The sequence below is a fragment of the Pseudactinotalea sp. genome, from assembly GCF_048594945.1.
Taxonomy (GTDB): domain Bacteria; phylum Actinomycetota; class Actinomycetes; order Actinomycetales; family Beutenbergiaceae; genus Pseudactinotalea.
The window spans coordinates 1-15,609 of sequence record NZ_JBMDXJ010000318.1 but is presented as its reverse complement, the minus strand read 5'-3'; the positions used below and the strand labels follow the sequence as shown (position 1 = coordinate 15,609).

The following is a 15,609-nucleotide window of genomic DNA, read 5'->3' as shown; positions in this document are numbered from 1 at the left end:
CGCGCGACGTGGCCGTCGGTGAACGCGAACACCGCCGGATCGACCAGGTAGTCGAGCAGATCGTTGCCCACGTTGTAGTGGATGCCGAGGCTCTGCTCCTGGATGAGGAAGTTCGGAGTGGCGAAGTCGACCTGCAGGCTCGCCGCCAGCGCGATCGGGCCGAGCGGACAGTGGGGTGCGAGCAGCGCGCCGAACGTCTCCGCCAGCGCGCCGATGCGGCGGCCCTCGGAGATGCCGCCCGCGTGGCACAGGTCGGGCTGCACCACGGTGACGCCCTGCTGCAGCACCGGAAGGAACTCTTGGCGGGAGTAGAGCCGCTCACCGGTGGCGATCGGGATCGAGGTGCGCTCGACCAGGCCGCCCAGGAACGCGGACTGCTCCGGCACCAGCGGCTCCTCCACGAACATCGGGCTGTACGGCTCGAGCGCCGCCAGCAGTCGCGGCGCGCTCGGGCGGCTGACCCGGCCGTGGAAGTCGATCCCGAAGTCCCCCTCGGGCCCCAGCGCCGCGCGCGCAGCGGCGGCGTTGGCCGCGACCGCGTCGATCTGCGACTGGTCCACGATCGGCTTGAGGTACGCGCCCGCGTTCATCTTGACGGCGGTGAGTCCCGCCTCGACCTGGGCGCTGACGGCATCGGAGACCTCGCTGGGGTCTTCGCCGCCGACCCACCCGTAGATCCGCACCTTGTCGCGGACCGGGCCACCGAGCAGCTCGTGCACCGGGGCACCCCGCACCTTGCCGGCGATGTCCCACAACGCCTGATCCAGCCCCGAGACCGCGCTCGCGAGAATCACGCCGCCGCGGTAGAAGGTGGACCGGGTCATCGTCTGCCAGTGGTCCTCGATACGCAGCGGGTCCTGCCCGATGAGCAGCTCGCCCAGCTGGTGCACGCACGTACGCACGACCTCAGCACTGCCCTCGGCGACCGGCTCGCCCCAGCCGACCACGCCGTCGTCGGTCTCGATGCGGCAGAACAGCCAGCGGGGAGCCACCAGGAACGTCTCGATGCGCGCGATCTTCACGGCGTCACGACCTCTCTCGTCGAATAGTCTGACTATAGTGGCCAACGTGTCCCAGTGCGAGGTCGTGACCATCGGCGAGGTGATGGCGCTGCTGCTCGCGCCCGAAGGTGTCCCGCTCGGCGAGGCGGCCGCCTACGAGCAGCAGTACGCCGGTGCCGAGTCGAACGTGGCGGTCGGGCTGGCACGCCTCGGTCACGGTGTCGCGTTCGTGTCGCGCCTGGGCGAGGACCGCCTCGGGCGCCGGATCTACCGAGACCTCCGCGGCGAGGGCATCGACGTCACTGCTGTGGCGCTCGATGACACAGCGCCCACCGGGCTGATCCTGCGCGACACGCTCGGCCACGGCATCTCCGTGGACTATCACCGGGCCGGCAGCGCGGCGACCCGCCTCGCGCCCGGCGACCTGCCGCTCGAGCAGATTCGCGCCGCGCGCGTGCTGCACCTGACCGGGATCACGGCAGCGATCTCGGCGACAGCGCACGAGACCGCGCTCGCTGCTGCCCGCGCGGCCCGCGAGGCCGGCGTGATGGTCGCCTTCGACCCCAATGTGCGGATGCGGCTGGCGGATGCCGAGCGGTGGCGCGAGATCGTCGAGACCTTCGCCGGCCTCAGCGACGCTCTGCTGATCGGAGCCGACGACGCGGCCTCGGTCGGCATCGAGGACCCGGTGACGTGGGGGCACGGCCACGGCGTCGGCGTGGTGGTCCTCAAGGACGGCGCGCGCGGCGCCACCGAGAGCCACACGCCCGCAGCAGCTCGCGACCGCGCGCTCCCACGTGGGCGGGAAGGTCACGCGACCGCAACGTGGGCGGCAGGCGCGCTCACCGTGCGCGACGTCGTGGATCCGGTGGGGGCAGGCGATGCCTTCGCTGCCGGCTGGCTGAGCGCCTGGCTGCGCGATGTCGACCCCGAGCGCCGCCTGAGCGAAGCTGCTGCGGTCGCCGCCTGCGTGGTCGGCACCCGTGGCGACACCCCGGGCCTGCCCGACGCCGCCACCCGTGACAGGCTTCTCGCCGGATCCCAGGAGGTCGCCCGATGACCGCAGACGCCACGCTCGCCGCGATCACCGACCACGGCGTGGTCGGCATCGTCCGCGCCGCCACCGCCGAGGCCGGCCACGCGGCCGCCCGGACCTTCCTCGACGCTGGACTGGCCGCCGTCGAGGTCTCGCTCACGACCCCCGGCGCGCTCGAGACGATCGAGGCACTGACCAAGGCGGGCTCCGCCGTCGGGGCCGGGACGGTGCGCACCCTCGCCCAGGCGCGCGACGCTCATGCGGCCGGTGCCACCTTCCTCGTGAGTCCGCTGCTGGATCTCGAGGTGGTGCGATTCGCCGTCGAGCACGACCTCGTGGCCCTGCCCGGCTGCCTCACCCCGAGCGAGATGGCGACGGCGCAGCTCGCGGGAGCGCACCTGGTCAAGATCTTCCCCGCTCACCTCTGGAGTCCTTCGGCGCTCGCCGGGATGCTGGAGGCGATGCCCGACCTGCGGTGCGTGCCGACCGGTGGGGTCAGTGCCGAGTCTGCGCCCGCGTGGGTGCGGGCCGGGGCTGCCGCTGTGGGAGTGGGCGGCTCGCTGACCCGGGCAGACGACCCTGCCGCGGCGGTGGCGTCCCTGCTCGTGGCGATTCGAGACGCACGTGGCTGACCGCCAGCACCCGGTGGTGGCCGATCTCGGGCGCAGGATCGCGGCCGGGGAGCTGGAGCCGGGCGCTCAGGTCGTGCCCGAGGAGGTCGCCGAGCGGCACGGCGTCTCGCGATCGGTGGTGCGCGAGGCGCTTCGGGTGCTCGAGGCCAAGGGGCTGGTGCAGCCGAAGCAGCGGATCGGCACCCGCGTGCTGCCGCCGGAGCGCTGGGACGCGCTCGACGCCGACGTGATCGGCTGGCGCGTGCAGGGGCCTGACCGACTCGCTGTGGTGAGCGACCTCGAGGAGCTGCGGGCCGCCGTCGAGCCTCGTGCGGCGCGGCTGTGCTGCGAGCACGCCGACGCCACCGACCTGGCGGCGCTCGCCGAGCTGGCGACCACGATGCGGCGCCTCGGTTCGCGCGGTGATCTCGCCGGGTTCACGGCCGCCGACGTCGAGTTCCACTCCCGGCTGCTCCACGCGAGCGGCAACGCCGCATTCGTGCGGCTGGAGGGCACGTTCGCCGCTCTGCTCCGGGCGCGCGAGGATCTCGGCACGCTCCCGCACGAGATCTCCGACGAGGTCCTCGCCCTGCACGAGGAGATCGCCGAGGCGATCGGTGCGCAGGATCCCGACCGGGCCGAGCGTGCTGCTCGCGAGCTGATCGACGGCGCCCGGTCCGAGGTGCTCGAGCTCCTCGGGGCGCCGGCCACCACGATCGGGCGAGTACTGCGAGGCCTGCGGAGCCGCCGTCGATGAACGCGTGATGTATCGCTGCCACCGCGATCCTGATCGGTGCCGACCTGCTCACGACGAACGTCACGCACCTCCGATGGATCGAAGGACTCACACCACCGTACTGAGCCCGCAGGCGCCGTCGGCCTGTGATGCTAGTCGGATGAAGTTCACCGCAGAGCTGGAGAGCACCGGTGGCAACACGGCCGGGTTTCGGGTGCCGGAGAGGGTGGTGGCCGGACTGGCCGGAGGGAAGCGCCCCAAGGTGACCGTCACCCTCAACGGCTACACGTACCGGTCGTCCATCGCGGCGATGGGTGGCGAGTACTGGCTCGGCGTCGCCATGGCGCACCGCGAGCCGGCGGCGGTCGAGCCTGGCGGCACCTACGAGGTGGAGGTCGAGCTCGATGTCGCGCCGCGCGTGGTCGAGCTGCCAGCGGAACTCGCGGAAGCGTTCGAGGCGGAGCCGGCGCTCGCGCAGGCCTGGGCCGCGCTCTCCTACTCGAACCAGCGCTGCCTCGCCGAGCCGATCGGGCAGGCGAAGGCCGAGGATACCCGCGCGCGTCGGGTGGCGAAGGTCGTCGCGGAGCTGCGCGGCTGACGCCACGCCGTGGTCGGGCGGTCAGCGCGGACTGACAAGACGGACCTCGACGCCCTCTCGGGCGGCGCCTGAGCGCTGCTCGTGGGCGTGATCGCGTGCTGGGCTGCTAATAATGCGCATAATCCCGTTGTCCGGCTGCCCCGGTGCGACCAGGCTGTCTCGTACGAGATGGCTACCAGTCACGGTCGAGGAGGATCGATGCCGAGGCACCGCGTGACGCAGACGGATGTCGCCGCGCTCGCGGGCGTGAGCCAGGCGACCGTGTCCTTCGTTCTCAGCGGCCGCACACCGAGCGGCGTGCGGATCAGCGAGGAGACCCGCCAGCGCGTGCTCGACGCGATCCGGATCACCGGGTACTCGGCGAACCCGGTGGCGCAGCGGCTCGCCGGCGGGCACAACCAGATCCTGGGTGTCTTCACCTACGAGGCGACCTTCCCGCGTGGTGGACGTGACTTCTATGGACCGTTCCTGGTGGGTATCGAGCATGCCGCCGAGCAGATCGGCGTGGACCTGCTGCTGTTCACCAGCGCCAGGGTGGTCGAGGGATCGCGTCGTCTCACCCGCAGCGGTTGGCAGCGGCTCGGCATAGCCGATGGCTGCCTGCTGCTGGGGCAGCACGAGGAACGCGCTGAGCTGCAGCACCTGCTGGACACCAACTATCCGTTCGTGTTCGTCGGACGGCGGGAGAGCGAGGGTGGGCGGCTGCCCTACGTCGGAGCTGACTACCTGAGGGCCACGAAGCGGGCGACCGACCGTGCCGCCGACCTGGGGCACCGACGGATCGGCTACGTCGGACCGACAGGTACCGACCAGCCGACCTTCGATCGGCTGACCGGGTACCGGGCATCGATGGCCGAGCGGGGCCTGCCGACGCAACTCATCGCGCCCGCCGATCCTGTGCAGACCGCGGCCGAGATCGCTGAGCGGCGCGTGAGCGCGATGCTGCTGGCACCCGAGGTCGACCCGGACGAGCTGTGCCGAGCGTTGGCCGGGATGGGCATCCGTGTTCCTGACGACCTGTCGGTGCTGCTGCTGGGACAGCCGCACCATCGCCTGCCCGGGCCGACCCTCTGGTCGGGCTTCACGATCCCCCGTGAGCAGATGGGTGCGCGCGCTCTGCTGCTGCTCTCGCGACTGGCGGGGACCGACGGCAGCCGTGACGAGCACGGCGCCACCGACCTGCACCAGCTCTTGGAGTGCACCGAGGTGGCCGGTGAGACGCTCACCCCGCCGCGAGATCCAGGTGGACCCACCGACCGGCTGCCAGCAGCCCCGAGAGAGAATGGAACAGTGCGTGAGCTCTGACGAGATGAGCGCAGACGTCGTGGTGATCGGAGCCGGCCTCGGCGGCATCGCGGCGGCGATCGCTGCCGCGGAGCGGGGCGCTACCGTGGTGCTGACCGAGGAGCACCCGTGGATCGGCGGTCAGCTCACGTCCCAGGCTGTGCCGCCGGACGAGCATCCCTGGATCGAGCAGTTCGGTGCGAGCGAGCGTTACCGGCGGCTGCGCGAGGGAATCCGAGGCGCGTACCGCCGCACCTACCCGCTGCGCCCGGAAGCCAGGGCGTGGCCGGAGCTGAACCCCGGTGCCGGCTGGGTCTCCAAGCTCTGCCACGAGCCTCGGGTAGCGCTGGCAGCTCTCGAGGAGATGCTCGCACCCTGGCGGTCCTCGGGGCGGATCAGACTCCTGGAGCGGGTCCGCCCGATGGCGGCGAGTGTCGACGGAGACGCGATCACCTCGGTGACGCTCACCTCGGTCCTGGGGGACGGGGCCACCATCACCGTGGCTGCCAGGTACGTGGTGGACGCGACCGAGACGGGGGAGCTGCTTCCCCTGACCGGTACCGAGTATGTGACGGGGTTCGAGTCCGCCGCGGAGACGGGTGAGCCGAGCGCCCCCGCGCAGGCGCAGCCGGACAACGTGCAGGCACTCAGCGTCTGCTTCGTCGTCGAGCACGTCGAGGGCGACCACACGATTGACAGACCCGAACGATACGACTTCTGGAGCTCCTACCGCCCAGCGGCCTGGAACGGTGCGAACCTGCTGTCCTGGACGGCACCCAGCCCGCGCACGCTGGAGATGGACACCCGGACCTTCACCCCGAATCCTGGCGACGACGCCCTGGCGGTCAGGGCCGACCAGTCCCAGAATCCCGGTGACGGCAACTTGTGGACGTTCCGCCGTATCGCTGCGGCCAGCCTGTTCGAGCCTGGCCACTACAGCAGCGACATCTGCCTGGTGAACTGGCCGAGCATCGACTACTTCCTGGCGCCCGTGCTCGATGTCGAGCCCGAGGAGGCCGAGCGCCGCATCGCCGATGCCCGGCAGCTGAGCCTGTCGATGCTGTACTGGATGCAGACCGAGGCGCCCCGCGAGGATGGTGGCACCGGCTTTCCCGGCCTGCGGCTGCGGCCGGATGTGATGGGTACGCGCGATGGGCTCGCCCAGGCTGTCTACCACCGGGAGTCGCGCCGGATCCGGGCGGTCACCACGGTCACAGAGAACGATGTGTCGTATGCCGTTCGCGGTGATCGCGGCGCCACTCGGTACGAGGACTCGGTCGGCGTGGGGATGTACCGCATCGATCTGCATCCCTCCACCGGTGGCGACACCTACATCGACGTGCCCTCCACGCCCTTCGAGATCCCGCTCGGTGCACTGCTGCCGCGGCGCATGACGAATCTGATCGCCGCCAACAAGAACATCGGCACCACGCACATCACCAACGGCTGCTACCGGCTGCACCCGGTCGAGTGGAACATCGGGGAGGCGGCAGGGCACCTCGCGGCCTACTGTCTCGCCCGATCCCGCACCCCGCACGAGGTGCAGGAGCGGCCCGACGTCCTCACCGAATTCCAGCACGAGCTGACCGCCACCGGTGCGCAGCTGCGTTGGCCGGAGGGCGCACACCCCTACTGACAGCCCGCTGATCTCGGACGGAAGCGCACTGATGCCGCGCGGCGGCAGTGCGCTCACGGCCGAGCCCAGATGACGGGTACCCAAGCCCAGCAACGACGCTACGAGGAGAGAGATCATGAACCGACCAAGCAGAACCAGGCGGGCGGCAGTGCTGACGGCTGCCGTCGCAGCGGTCGCGCTGACAGCAGCGTGTGGCGGCGGCGGGAACGCGCCCGCAGCACCAGATGGCCCCGTGGACCTTCGGATGACGGTGTGGAGCGGCAACGAAGGACACCACGAGATCTTCGAGGCGATCGCTGCCCGCTACATCGAGGAGAATCCTGAGCTGGTCAGCAGTGTGTCGTTCGATGCGATGCCCGCTGACACCTACGTGGACGCACTGACCACGCAGATCGCAGGCGGGGATGCCCCGGACATGGCGTGGCTGATGGAGTCCTACGCAGCCCAGTTCGTCGACTCGCGCGTCTTCGCCGACCTGACCCCGGCGTTCTCCGAGACCGAGGGGTATGAGATGGACGATCTGATCCCTGGGGCGATCGAGCTGTGGTCGCGAGACGGGAGCCTGTACGGCTACCCGTTCTCGAACAGCCCTTTCGGTGTCTACGTCAACCTCGATCTGATCGCGGCCGCCGACCAGGAGAATCCCCGGGACCTCATCGCCAGCGGCGACTGGACCTACGACACGATGATGACCGCCGCCGCCGCGGTCGCCTCCACGACCGACGCGGCCGGCTTCCTGCCTCACGACGACCCGTACACGAACTGGAACGGCGCCCTGGGCCAGATGTGGATGGCGTGGGGAGCGACCCCGTGGAGCGCGGACGGCAGCGAGTGCCAGTTCACCGACCCGGCCGTGGTGGAGTTCTTCGACTGGTTCCATACCCAGGTCTACGAGAACGGAACGATCCCGATGCCGGGCGAGGAGTTCGACTTCGCGTCCGGACAGGTCGGCTTCATGATGTCGCAGCTGAGCATGTCGACAGGGCTCGGCGACGGCTTCGAGTGGGACTTCGTCCCTCTGCCTGCCGGACCGGCGGGCCAGGTCTCGGTCGTGGGGCAGGGCGGTGTCGGCGTCCTGGCCCAGAGCGATCACCCCGAGGTGGCTGCTGACTTCCTGGCCTACTTCACCAGTCCCGAGAGCTCCCGGCTGCTCGCCCAGTTCTTCCCACCGCCGCGCACCTCGCTGCTGACGACCGACACGCTCGCCGACGCCGCGCCGGACCTCACGGCCGAGCAGCTGCAGACGACGGTCATCGACCAGTCGGTCGACGCCGTCACCAAGGCGGGGCACCCGCAGATGAGCCAGATCAATGACCCGATCCGGGTCAGGCTGGACTCGCTCTGGGCTCCAGAAGCTGACGCTGCCAGCGTGCTGGCCCAGGTCTGCACCGACATCGAACCGATCATCTCAGGGGACTAGATGGTCTCGGCCGCCACCGGTCGGCGACGCGAGGGGCCGGCGCTGAGTGGCTCCTCGCGTCGCCTGAGACGAATCGACCACGCGGTCGGGCTCGCCTTCGTCGCGCCGGTCATCATCGGTGTCCTGGGACTTGGACTGGTCCCGTTCGGCTACGTGATCTGGTACGCGTTCCATGACTGGAATCCGCTGGTGGGAACCTTCTCCTGGGTGGGTAGCGCGAACTTCAGTCAGCTGGTGAGCGACTCCACGGTCTGGGCCTCGCTCGGCGTGACGCTGGCGTTCGCACTCATGTTGATGGTTCTGAACGTGACCCTGGCGATGGTCTTGGCGCTCCTGCTCGTGCAGAAGCTGCCAGGCACGACGACGTTCCGCGCCTTCTTCTTCTCGCCGGTGGTCGTCTCCACGGTGGCGTGGGTACTGATCTGGAACTTCCTGGTCGCCTCGAACGGTGGCATCAACGGTCTCTTGTCGACGCTGGGGATCATGGGCCCGAACTGGCTGCGTGATCCCGACTGGGCTCTGGTGACGCTGGTGGTCATCCAGGTCTTCAAGGGCGTCGGCATGAACATGATCCTCTTCATCGCCGCCCTGCAGAACGTGCCGGCCGACGTGAAGGAAGCCGCCCGGATCGATGGCGCGAGCCCGCGCCGAGTGCTGACTTCGATCACTCTTCCGCTGATGACTCCCACGGTACTGCTGGTCACGATGATCACCATGATCAGCGCCATGGATGTGTTCGCGCCGATCCAGATCCTCACTCAGGGCGGACCAGGACGCTCCACGACAGTGATCTCCTACCTGCTCTACCGCACCGCATTCGTGCAGCAGGACTTCGGCTACGCCTCGGCGATCGGCGTGCTGCTGTTCTGCGTGGTCCTGGTGATGGCCGCACTGCAGTGGGGTACCCGCAAGAGGTGGGTGCACGATGAGGTCTGATCACGACACCGCCATCGCAGATCGGCCGGTCGCACCGGCACCGGCGCCGTCGCAGCAGCACCCGCCCGATCGCGATCGAGACTCGCGCCGTGCCCGGCGTCGTGGTCGCGTCGGCAAGGTCGCCATGTACGCCTTGCTCATCGTCATGAGCGTCCCGTTCGTCTACCCGCTGCTCTGGATGGTGTTCTCGGCCTTCAAGCCGGCGAACGAGATCTTTGCCATCCCACCCGCACTCTTCCCCAGGGAGTGGACCCTCGACGGCGTGGCACGCATCTTCACGGCGCAGCCGTTCGCGCAGCAGTACCTGAACTCGTTGTACATCGCGGCGCTCGTCACGATCGGTTCCGTGGTCGTGGGAGCACTCGCCGGCTACGCCTTCGCGCGTATCCGCTTTCCGTTCGCGTCGTGGCTGTTCTTGTTCCTGATGGCGGGCCTGTTCATCCCGACCGAGGTGACCATCATCCCGATCTTCCGATGGGTCGCCTCGCTCGGGCTGATGAACACGCACGTCCCGCTGATCATCCTCCCGGTGCTGGGTCCGGGGTCGATCGTTGCTGTCTTCATCTTCCGGCAGTTCTTCCTCTCGTTGCCGGAGGAGCTGGAGGAGGCCGGTCGGCTTGACGGGCTGGGGCGGCTCGGACTCTTCATGCGGATCGCGTTCCCGCTTGCCGGACCAGCCATCGCCGCCGTGGCGATCATGAAGTTCCTCGTCTCGTTCAACATGTACTTCGAACCGCTGATCTTCCTTCGCAGCGAGCATCTCTTCACGGTGGGGCTCGGCCTCACCGGCTATCAGGATCATTACGGTGAGCCGCTCTACAACGCCCAGATCGGCGCGACCGCTCTGACCGTGATCCCGGTGCTCATCGTCTTCCTGCTTGCTCAGCGGCAGTTCGTCGAAGGCCTGTCTCGCACCGGACTGAAGGGGTGAGCGAGGGGACAACCAGTTGCCCATGACGACCGCGGTGCCCGCTGTGGCGCCCTGACCTCGACCGCGTACGAGAACCCACCAGCAGACAAAGGAGTCACCATGCCTGATCCCACCCTTCCCACGTTCTCCCGACGGGCCCTGATGATTGGCGTCGGTGCAGCATCGATCGCCGCCTTCGCTGCCCGTGGCCTGCAGAGCGCACCGTCCGCGTATGCCACATCTGAGGGCACTGTGCTGCCGCTGGTCGATCCGCTGGCCTCCGAACCGGACCGCTCGCAGTTCGACGACTCCGAGCACGTCTTCGCGGCCTACCTCACGGTGGTGGCGCCGATCGCCAACAGCATCCGCGACGAGGACCCCTACTACGGCTGGATGGAGGACGGCTGGTGGCGGGCGCCGCAACAGCCGTACAACGCACGCGAGATGGAGCAGGTCGCCACCCTGACCTGGTTCTTGACACACGAGCGCACGTGGAACCCCTACTTCGCCGACACCAAGCTTCGTGACCGGATCGAGGCTGCGCTGGGCTACTACCTCAGCAGTCAGCTCGCTGACGGTTCCTGGTCGGAGTACGAGTGGGACGTGCCGCACCTCGCACCGACCGGATTCGGGAGCGTGGCCCTGACCACCACGTACCGATACCTGCGTGAGGCCGGTGAGCTGACGGACTGGCTGCCGGAGATCGAGTCTGCCGTCCGTGCGTCGAGCGCGTGGCTCGTCGACCGCTCGCTGGGGCACTGGCGCCAGCCCACGCCGTACACGAACCAGGTCGTGGCCGGCCTGGCGGGTGCGAGCATGACGGCCGACCTCTTCGAGGACGCCGACCTGGCCGCCCAGGTCGCCGAGTGCTGGGCCACCCTGCGGGAGCACGGCATCTCCGATGCGGGGCACAGCCACGAGCCGATGGCCTACGACTTCGACTACTCGTTCATCGTCGCCATGCCGGACCTGGCCGAGGGCGCCCTGGCAGGATTCAGCGAGCCGATCGAGATGGCGCGCTCCATGGCCGAGTTCGTCTCGTACGCCAGCGTCCTGGAGCCCGACCGTGCAGGGTTCCTGCACTGGAGTGCTGCCTCTGCCCGTATCGCAACCTTCACCCAGGAGATGCAGCCCAACGAGGTGCTGGACCGGACCTCCCTGGGCCGGGCGCTGATCGACCACGTCCCGGTGCTGGCCGCCTTTCACCCCACCGACACCGAGATCCTCGCGGCTCGCCAGGCATGGAAGTCAGATCCCGGGCCGATCGTCCCGCTGCAGCGCAGGAGCACCTCGCCTCGGACCTGGATGCACAGCAGCAGGGCACCCCTGGGGCCGAGCGAGGCAGAGCGAGAGGATGCCATCGCGACGCTGCCCTACCTGGCGTCCGATCGGTTCACCGAGCTACGCCAAGCGGGGAGCATCGATCTCGACTACCTGTTCGTGCGGCGTCCGGAGTACTACATCACGACGCTGCTGGGGAGGCGCGCTGGTCACCACGGTCCGTACCAGCGGCTGCGGATGGGCCCCGGACTGCTGTGGCACCCCACGATGGGCGGCCTCGTCTATGTGCTCAACAGCAACGACGAAGATGCGTGGGGTCCGTTCCCTGAGGTCTCGTCGGTGACGCGCGTCGAGGTGGCTCGCACCTACTACTCCGAGCCGTACGGGGAGGGTGAGCGGCTCTCCGCCGCTCAGGTGGGCAACCTGGAGAACGAGTTCAGCGCTGCCTATCTGGATCGCACCAACGGCAGCCACGTGGTGCTGTCGTTCTTCGACGACCACGTGGTGCAGGACATCACGGCTGACGATCCTGGCCGCGCCGTCATCCCGCTGCTGCTTCAACCAGGCGACGTGCTGACCTTCTCGGACGGCACCGAGGTCACCTACGGCGACTCCGTGGAGCTGACCGACATCACGGGCCTCCGGCTGGAGCGTGGCACCGGCACCCTGAACATCGACCTCGACCGCACCAGCACGATCACGCTGGACGTCACCGATCGGGTCAGGATGCACGACTCGCGCCGCCAGCACCTGATCAGGGTCGAGCACGGCGGATCATTGCGGACCACCTACGCGTTTGCGGGCCCGGCTGAGACGGCGTCGCAGGCCCCGGCGGCCGGTGTGCTGAGCTCCGACAACGGCCATCACGGCACCGATGACGGCAACTACGACATCACGATGGACCTGTGGTGGGGCGTGAATGCTCACGGGATGCGGCTGTTCGAGAACGGCGAGCTCCTGGCCTATCGCAATCTCGTCGCGCGCTCACCGCAGCCGCAGTCGATCAGCTTCCCGGTACGCGGACGTCACAACGGCACCTACCACTACACGGCTGAGCTGATCAACGCGGCCGGCACGACGACAGCGAGGGATGTCACCGTCGAGGTTCGGCACGCACAGCCCGGTGCGGTGGTGCTCTCGCATGACAACTACTCCGGCGACGCCGACTTCACGCTCACCACGAACATGTGGTGGGGCACGAACGCGGAGCGATACCGGCTCTACGAGAACGGCGATCTCATCGATGAGCAGCTCGTGGAGAGCAACACGCCGCAGGCACAGTCAGCGGCGACCGAGGTCACCGGTCGTCAGCCGGGTGTGTACCGGTACGTCTCGGAGTTCTTGAACGCCAACGGGATCTCGAGGTCGGCGGAGGTCAGCGTGAGCGTGCGGTGACGCCTGCGGTTCGGCGACCGACTGGTCGGGGTTTCGCCTTGAGTGAACCACGCTCAACTTTGGGCATGTTCGCGCGTTACACCTGACGTAGCGCGAGCCGCCACCCGGGTGGCTCGCTTCTGACCGAAGGTGGGACTCCCATGACTCTTGGCCCCGTTGACCTGTACCGCACCGACGAGGCATTCGTCGCCACGATCGACCTGCCCGGCGTGACGCCGGAGAGCATCGACGTGGACGTCGACGGCCGCATCCTCACCGTCCGTGCCGAGCGCGCCCGGCCCGAGTCCGAGGTCCGCTGGCTCGTGCGCAGCCGCCCGGTCGGCCGGTTCGCCCGCCGGTTCACGCTCGGCGAGAGCGTCGACGCCGAGCGCATCGCCGCGGCGTATGCCGATGGTGTGCTCACCCTCACGGTCCCGCTCGCCGAGCGGGCCAAGCCGCGCAAGGTCGAGGTGACCACCACCGCGCAGGTGCCCACCGCCGTCGAGCGGGCCGCCTGAACACTCCCCTCACCCAGAGGGAGCAACAACGCCGGGAGGGCATGGCCCTCCCGGCGTTCTTGTGTCCTGCGTGAGCGGGCGCCGGGTCAGTGAATGGCGGCGACCCGGTAGCCGGCCTCGTCGACGGCGGCGCGCACGGCTTGCTCGTCGAGCGGCTCGTTCGTTACCACGGTGACCGGGGAGGCCTCGCCCGTGCGCAGCTCGACCGAGACGTTGAGCACGCCGTCGACCCCCTCGATGGCTTCGGTCACGTGGGCGACGCAGTTGCCGCACGTCATGCCCTCGACGTCGACGGTGGTGGTGCGGTCGGTGCTGTTCATGCGTTCTCCTCAGGTGGTGAGCGGGTCAGGAACGGACCAGGCGCGCGATCGCGGCCGAGGCCTCAGCGACCTTCTCGGCACCGGCCTCGGGCGAGGTGCGGGCGGCGTCGACCACGCAGTGCGACATGTGATCCTCGAGCAGCCCGAGGCCCACGGCCTGCAACGCCTTGGTCACCGCAGAGATCTGGGTGAGCACGTCGATGCAGTACTTGTCCTCCTCGACCATGCGAGCGATGCCGCGCACCTGACCCTCGACGCGACGCAACCGCTTGAGGTAGGCGGCGCGGTCGTCCTCGTAGCCGCGGTGGGTGGTGTGGTCATGCTCGGTCATGGTGGCCTCCTGCTACCCAATGTACCCCCCTAGGGTATTCCGTGAAGAGCGCGTGCACGGGCGGCTACGGTTCGGTCACGATTCCCGGACCGAACGTCTCGGTTCGGTATCGACGGCCGAACCGGCTCGCGTACGCGCCTAGTTTGGCCCATATGAAACGGCTCAAACTCGCCGGGCTCACGCTCGTGACAGCCCTCGCATCGATGGTCGGGATCGCGATCATGCCCGCAGCCCAAGCCTGCGGCTGCGGCGGATTCGTCTCACCCGAGGGCGAGGATGTGGCCGCCGGCGCGGAGTACGCGGTGCTGAGCTGGGACGGCGAGACCGAGCGTGTGGTGCTCTCGATGGACGCCATCACCACCAGCTCCGATGCTGCACTGCTGATCCCCACGCCGACACCTGCTGAGGCCGCGCTCGCGGAGACCAGCGTGTTCTCCGAGCTCGAGAAGGTCATCGAGCCGGAAGAGGTGATCACCTACGAGTGGTGGCCGGACCTGGGCTTCGGAGCAGGCGCCGGCGAAGGCGGGGCACCCCAAGGGGCGCCCGGCGACAGCGGTGTCTCGGTCCTGAACACCCAGCAGCTCGGCGACCTGGAGGTCACGGTGCTCGCCGCGAGCGATGCCAATGAGCTCGCCGACTGGCTCGACTCGCACGACTACGTGATGCGCGACGGCCTCGCCGACGCGCTGATGCCGTACGTCTCGGAGGGCTGGTACTACATCGCGATCCGCCTCACCGCGGAGGCCGACACGCTCGAGGGTGCGCTGCAGCCCATCGATCTCACGTTCGCCTCGCAGCAGCTGATCTACCCGATGCGGCTGTCCTCCGCCGCCACCGAGTCGCAGTTCGTGCGGACCTACGTGTTCTCCGACCACAAGGTCCGCCGCACCGACGAGACCGCGACCGAGGGGCAGGTCGAGCTGCGCTTCGCTGGCCAGGTGCCGGCGGGCGCACTGACCGCCGACTCGTTGGTCTCGATCGCCGCGGAGCAGCCGTACCTCACGGTGCTGGACCAGTACTTTCCGGAGCCGAGTGCCGAGATCATCTCCGACTTCACCTTCGGCCAGGCGTCCGACGACGCCCCGTACCGCGAGCGCGTCTACGAGACCCGGATGCGCGAGATCGTCGGCATTCCGGCCGGTCCGGCACTGACGTTCATCGGGATGGTGGTGCTCCTCACCGGCACGCTGATCGTCTCGGGCGTGGCGCGCCGTGGCCGGCGGCGCCGGCAGCAGGGCGCGCAAGGCTGACGATCTGCCGCACACCACTCCCGACGGCGTGGGTGGTGTGCGGTGGCCGGTCCAGTTCCGACCCCCGATCGCCTGGTGGTGCTGGGGCATGATGGAGCCGTGCCTGAGACCAACGAGGACATGCGGCAGGGATGGACGGCGGGCGCCAGCGGTTGGGTCGCGAACGAACGGATCGTCGACCACGCGTTCGCTCCGATCACCGACGCGCTCCTGGCTGCCGCCGATCTCGGACCACCGCTCCGCGTGCTCGACGTCGGGTGCGGGTCCGGGACCCTGCTCTCCGCGGTCGCCGAGGCCGGTGCGACGCCCGTCGGGGTCGACATCTCGACCACCATGGCCGAGGCGGCGCGGCAGCGCGTGCCGGCGG

Annotated in this window: 16 protein-coding genes; 13 read left to right on the top strand and 3 right to left on the bottom strand. The window is 69.0% G+C overall.

Going from position 1 to position 15,609, the window contains the following annotated elements:
• The coding region (gene dgoD, locus ACOJSN_RS14250) for a galactonate dehydratase (protein WP_420113161.1) at window positions 1-1,022 on the bottom strand (1,022 nt) is incomplete at its 3' end.
• A gap of 46 nt (window positions 1,023-1,068) precedes the next feature.
• Here dgoD and ACOJSN_RS14245 point away from each other — a divergent pair.
• From ACOJSN_RS14245 to ACOJSN_RS14195, 11 genes are all read left to right on the top strand, one after another.
• On the top strand, window positions 1,069-2,061 hold the full coding sequence (locus tag ACOJSN_RS14245) for a sugar kinase (RefSeq protein ID WP_420113160.1): 993 nt from the start codon (window positions 1,069-1,071) through the stop codon (window positions 2,059-2,061).
• Complete coding sequence (locus ACOJSN_RS14240) at window positions 2,058-2,669, top strand: bifunctional 4-hydroxy-2-oxoglutarate aldolase/2-dehydro-3-deoxy-phosphogluconate aldolase (protein WP_420113159.1); 612 nt, start codon at window positions 2,058-2,060, stop codon at window positions 2,667-2,669. The genes ACOJSN_RS14245 and ACOJSN_RS14240 overlap by 4 nt, the downstream gene beginning before the upstream one ends.
• A complete protein-coding gene (locus ACOJSN_RS14235; protein ID WP_420113158.1) occupies window positions 2,662-3,405 on the top strand; it encodes a FadR/GntR family transcriptional regulator in 744 nt (247 codons plus the stop codon). Before ACOJSN_RS14240 ends, ACOJSN_RS14235 begins: the two co-directional genes overlap by 8 nt.
• A gap of 139 nt (window positions 3,406-3,544) precedes the next feature.
• A complete protein-coding gene (locus tag ACOJSN_RS14230) occupies window positions 3,545-3,982 on the top strand; it encodes a YdeI/OmpD-associated family protein (protein ID WP_420113157.1) in 438 nt (145 codons plus the stop codon).
• 198 nt (window positions 3,983-4,180) lie between these two features.
• Window positions 4,181-5,287, top strand: a complete 1,107-nt coding sequence (locus tag ACOJSN_RS14225) for a LacI family DNA-binding transcriptional regulator (protein WP_420113156.1) — start codon at window positions 4,181-4,183, stop codon at window positions 5,285-5,287.
• Window positions 5,277-6,902 carry an FAD-dependent oxidoreductase gene (locus ACOJSN_RS14220; RefSeq protein ID WP_420113155.1) on the top strand — a complete coding sequence of 542 codons (1,626 nt, stop codon included), beginning with the start codon at window positions 5,277-5,279 and terminating at the stop codon, window positions 6,900-6,902. The genes ACOJSN_RS14225 and ACOJSN_RS14220 overlap by 11 nt, the downstream gene beginning before the upstream one ends.
• Window positions 6,903-7,146: 244 nt before the next feature.
• Entirely contained in the window at window positions 7,147-8,322 is a 1,176-nt protein-coding gene (locus ACOJSN_RS14215; protein WP_420113154.1) for an extracellular solute-binding protein, read from the top strand.
• Window positions 8,323-9,258 (top strand): carbohydrate ABC transporter permease, encoded by a 936-nt coding sequence (locus ACOJSN_RS14210; protein WP_420113153.1) that lies wholly within the window; start codon window positions 8,323-8,325, stop codon window positions 9,256-9,258.
• On the top strand, window positions 9,248-10,189 hold the full coding sequence (locus tag ACOJSN_RS14205) for a carbohydrate ABC transporter permease (protein ID WP_420113152.1): 942 nt from the start codon (window positions 9,248-9,250) through the stop codon (window positions 10,187-10,189). The genes ACOJSN_RS14210 and ACOJSN_RS14205 overlap by 11 nt, the downstream gene beginning before the upstream one ends.
• A 99-nt stretch (window positions 10,190-10,288) precedes the next feature.
• Window positions 10,289-12,844, top strand: a complete 2,556-nt coding sequence (locus ACOJSN_RS14200) for a hypothetical protein (protein WP_420113151.1) — start codon at window positions 10,289-10,291, stop codon at window positions 12,842-12,844.
• 140 nt (window positions 12,845-12,984) lie between these two features.
• Complete coding sequence (locus ACOJSN_RS14195; RefSeq protein WP_420113150.1) at window positions 12,985-13,341, top strand: Hsp20/alpha crystallin family protein; 357 nt, start codon at window positions 12,985-12,987, stop codon at window positions 13,339-13,341.
• A gap of 86 nt (window positions 13,342-13,427) precedes the next feature.
• Here ACOJSN_RS14195 and ACOJSN_RS14190 read toward each other — a convergent pair whose 3' ends face one another.
• Both ACOJSN_RS14190 and ACOJSN_RS14185 read right to left on the bottom strand, forming a co-directional pair.
• Window positions 13,428-13,661 carry a heavy-metal-associated domain-containing protein gene (locus ACOJSN_RS14190; protein ID WP_420113149.1) on the bottom strand — a complete coding sequence of 78 codons (234 nt, stop codon included), beginning with the start codon at window positions 13,659-13,661 and terminating at the stop codon, window positions 13,428-13,430.
• Between the two features lie 25 nt (window positions 13,662-13,686).
• Window positions 13,687-13,992: a metal-sensitive transcriptional regulator gene (locus tag ACOJSN_RS14185; protein ID WP_420113148.1), complete on the bottom strand. Its 306-nt coding sequence runs from the start codon at window positions 13,990-13,992 to the stop codon at window positions 13,687-13,689.
• Window positions 13,993-14,144: 152 nt separating this feature from the next.
• Here ACOJSN_RS14185 and ACOJSN_RS14180 point away from each other — a divergent pair, with 152 nt between their 5' ends.
• Window positions 14,145-15,242: a DUF2330 domain-containing protein gene (locus ACOJSN_RS14180; RefSeq protein WP_420113147.1), complete on the top strand. Its 1,098-nt coding sequence runs from the start codon at window positions 14,145-14,147 to the stop codon at window positions 15,240-15,242.
• 99 nt (window positions 15,243-15,341) lie between these two features.
• The coding region (locus ACOJSN_RS14175; protein WP_420113146.1) for a class I SAM-dependent methyltransferase at window positions 15,342-15,609 on the top strand (268 nt) is incomplete at its 3' end.

Bases quoted from the DNA above. Each gene is read 5' to 3' on its own strand.
- ACOJSN_RS14195 (WP_420113150.1), top strand. From the start codon at position 12,985: ATGACTCTTGGCCCCGTTGACCTGTACCGCACCGACGAGGCATTCGTC.
- ACOJSN_RS14185 (WP_420113148.1), bottom strand. From the start codon at position 13,992: ATGACCGAGCATGACCACACCACCCACCGCGGCTACGAGGACGACCGC.
- ACOJSN_RS14225 (WP_420113156.1), top strand. From the start codon at position 4,181: ATGCCGAGGCACCGCGTGACGCAGACGGATGTCGCCGCGCTCGCGGGC.
- ACOJSN_RS14230 (WP_420113157.1), top strand. From the start codon at position 3,545: ATGAAGTTCACCGCAGAGCTGGAGAGCACCGGTGGCAACACGGCCGGG.
- ACOJSN_RS14180 (WP_420113147.1), top strand. From the start codon at position 14,145: ATGAAACGGCTCAAACTCGCCGGGCTCACGCTCGTGACAGCCCTCGCA.
- ACOJSN_RS14205 (WP_420113152.1), top strand. From the start codon at position 9,248: ATGAGGTCTGATCACGACACCGCCATCGCAGATCGGCCGGTCGCACCG.
- ACOJSN_RS14210 (WP_420113153.1), top strand. From the start codon at position 8,323: ATGGTCTCGGCCGCCACCGGTCGGCGACGCGAGGGGCCGGCGCTGAGT.
- ACOJSN_RS14200 (WP_420113151.1), top strand. From the start codon at position 10,289: ATGCCTGATCCCACCCTTCCCACGTTCTCCCGACGGGCCCTGATGATT.
- ACOJSN_RS14240 (WP_420113159.1), top strand. From the start codon at position 2,058: ATGACCGCAGACGCCACGCTCGCCGCGATCACCGACCACGGCGTGGTC.
- ACOJSN_RS14190 (WP_420113149.1), bottom strand. From the start codon at position 13,661: ATGAACAGCACCGACCGCACCACCACCGTCGACGTCGAGGGCATGACG.
- ACOJSN_RS14215 (WP_420113154.1), top strand. From the start codon at position 7,147: ATGACGGTGTGGAGCGGCAACGAAGGACACCACGAGATCTTCGAGGCG.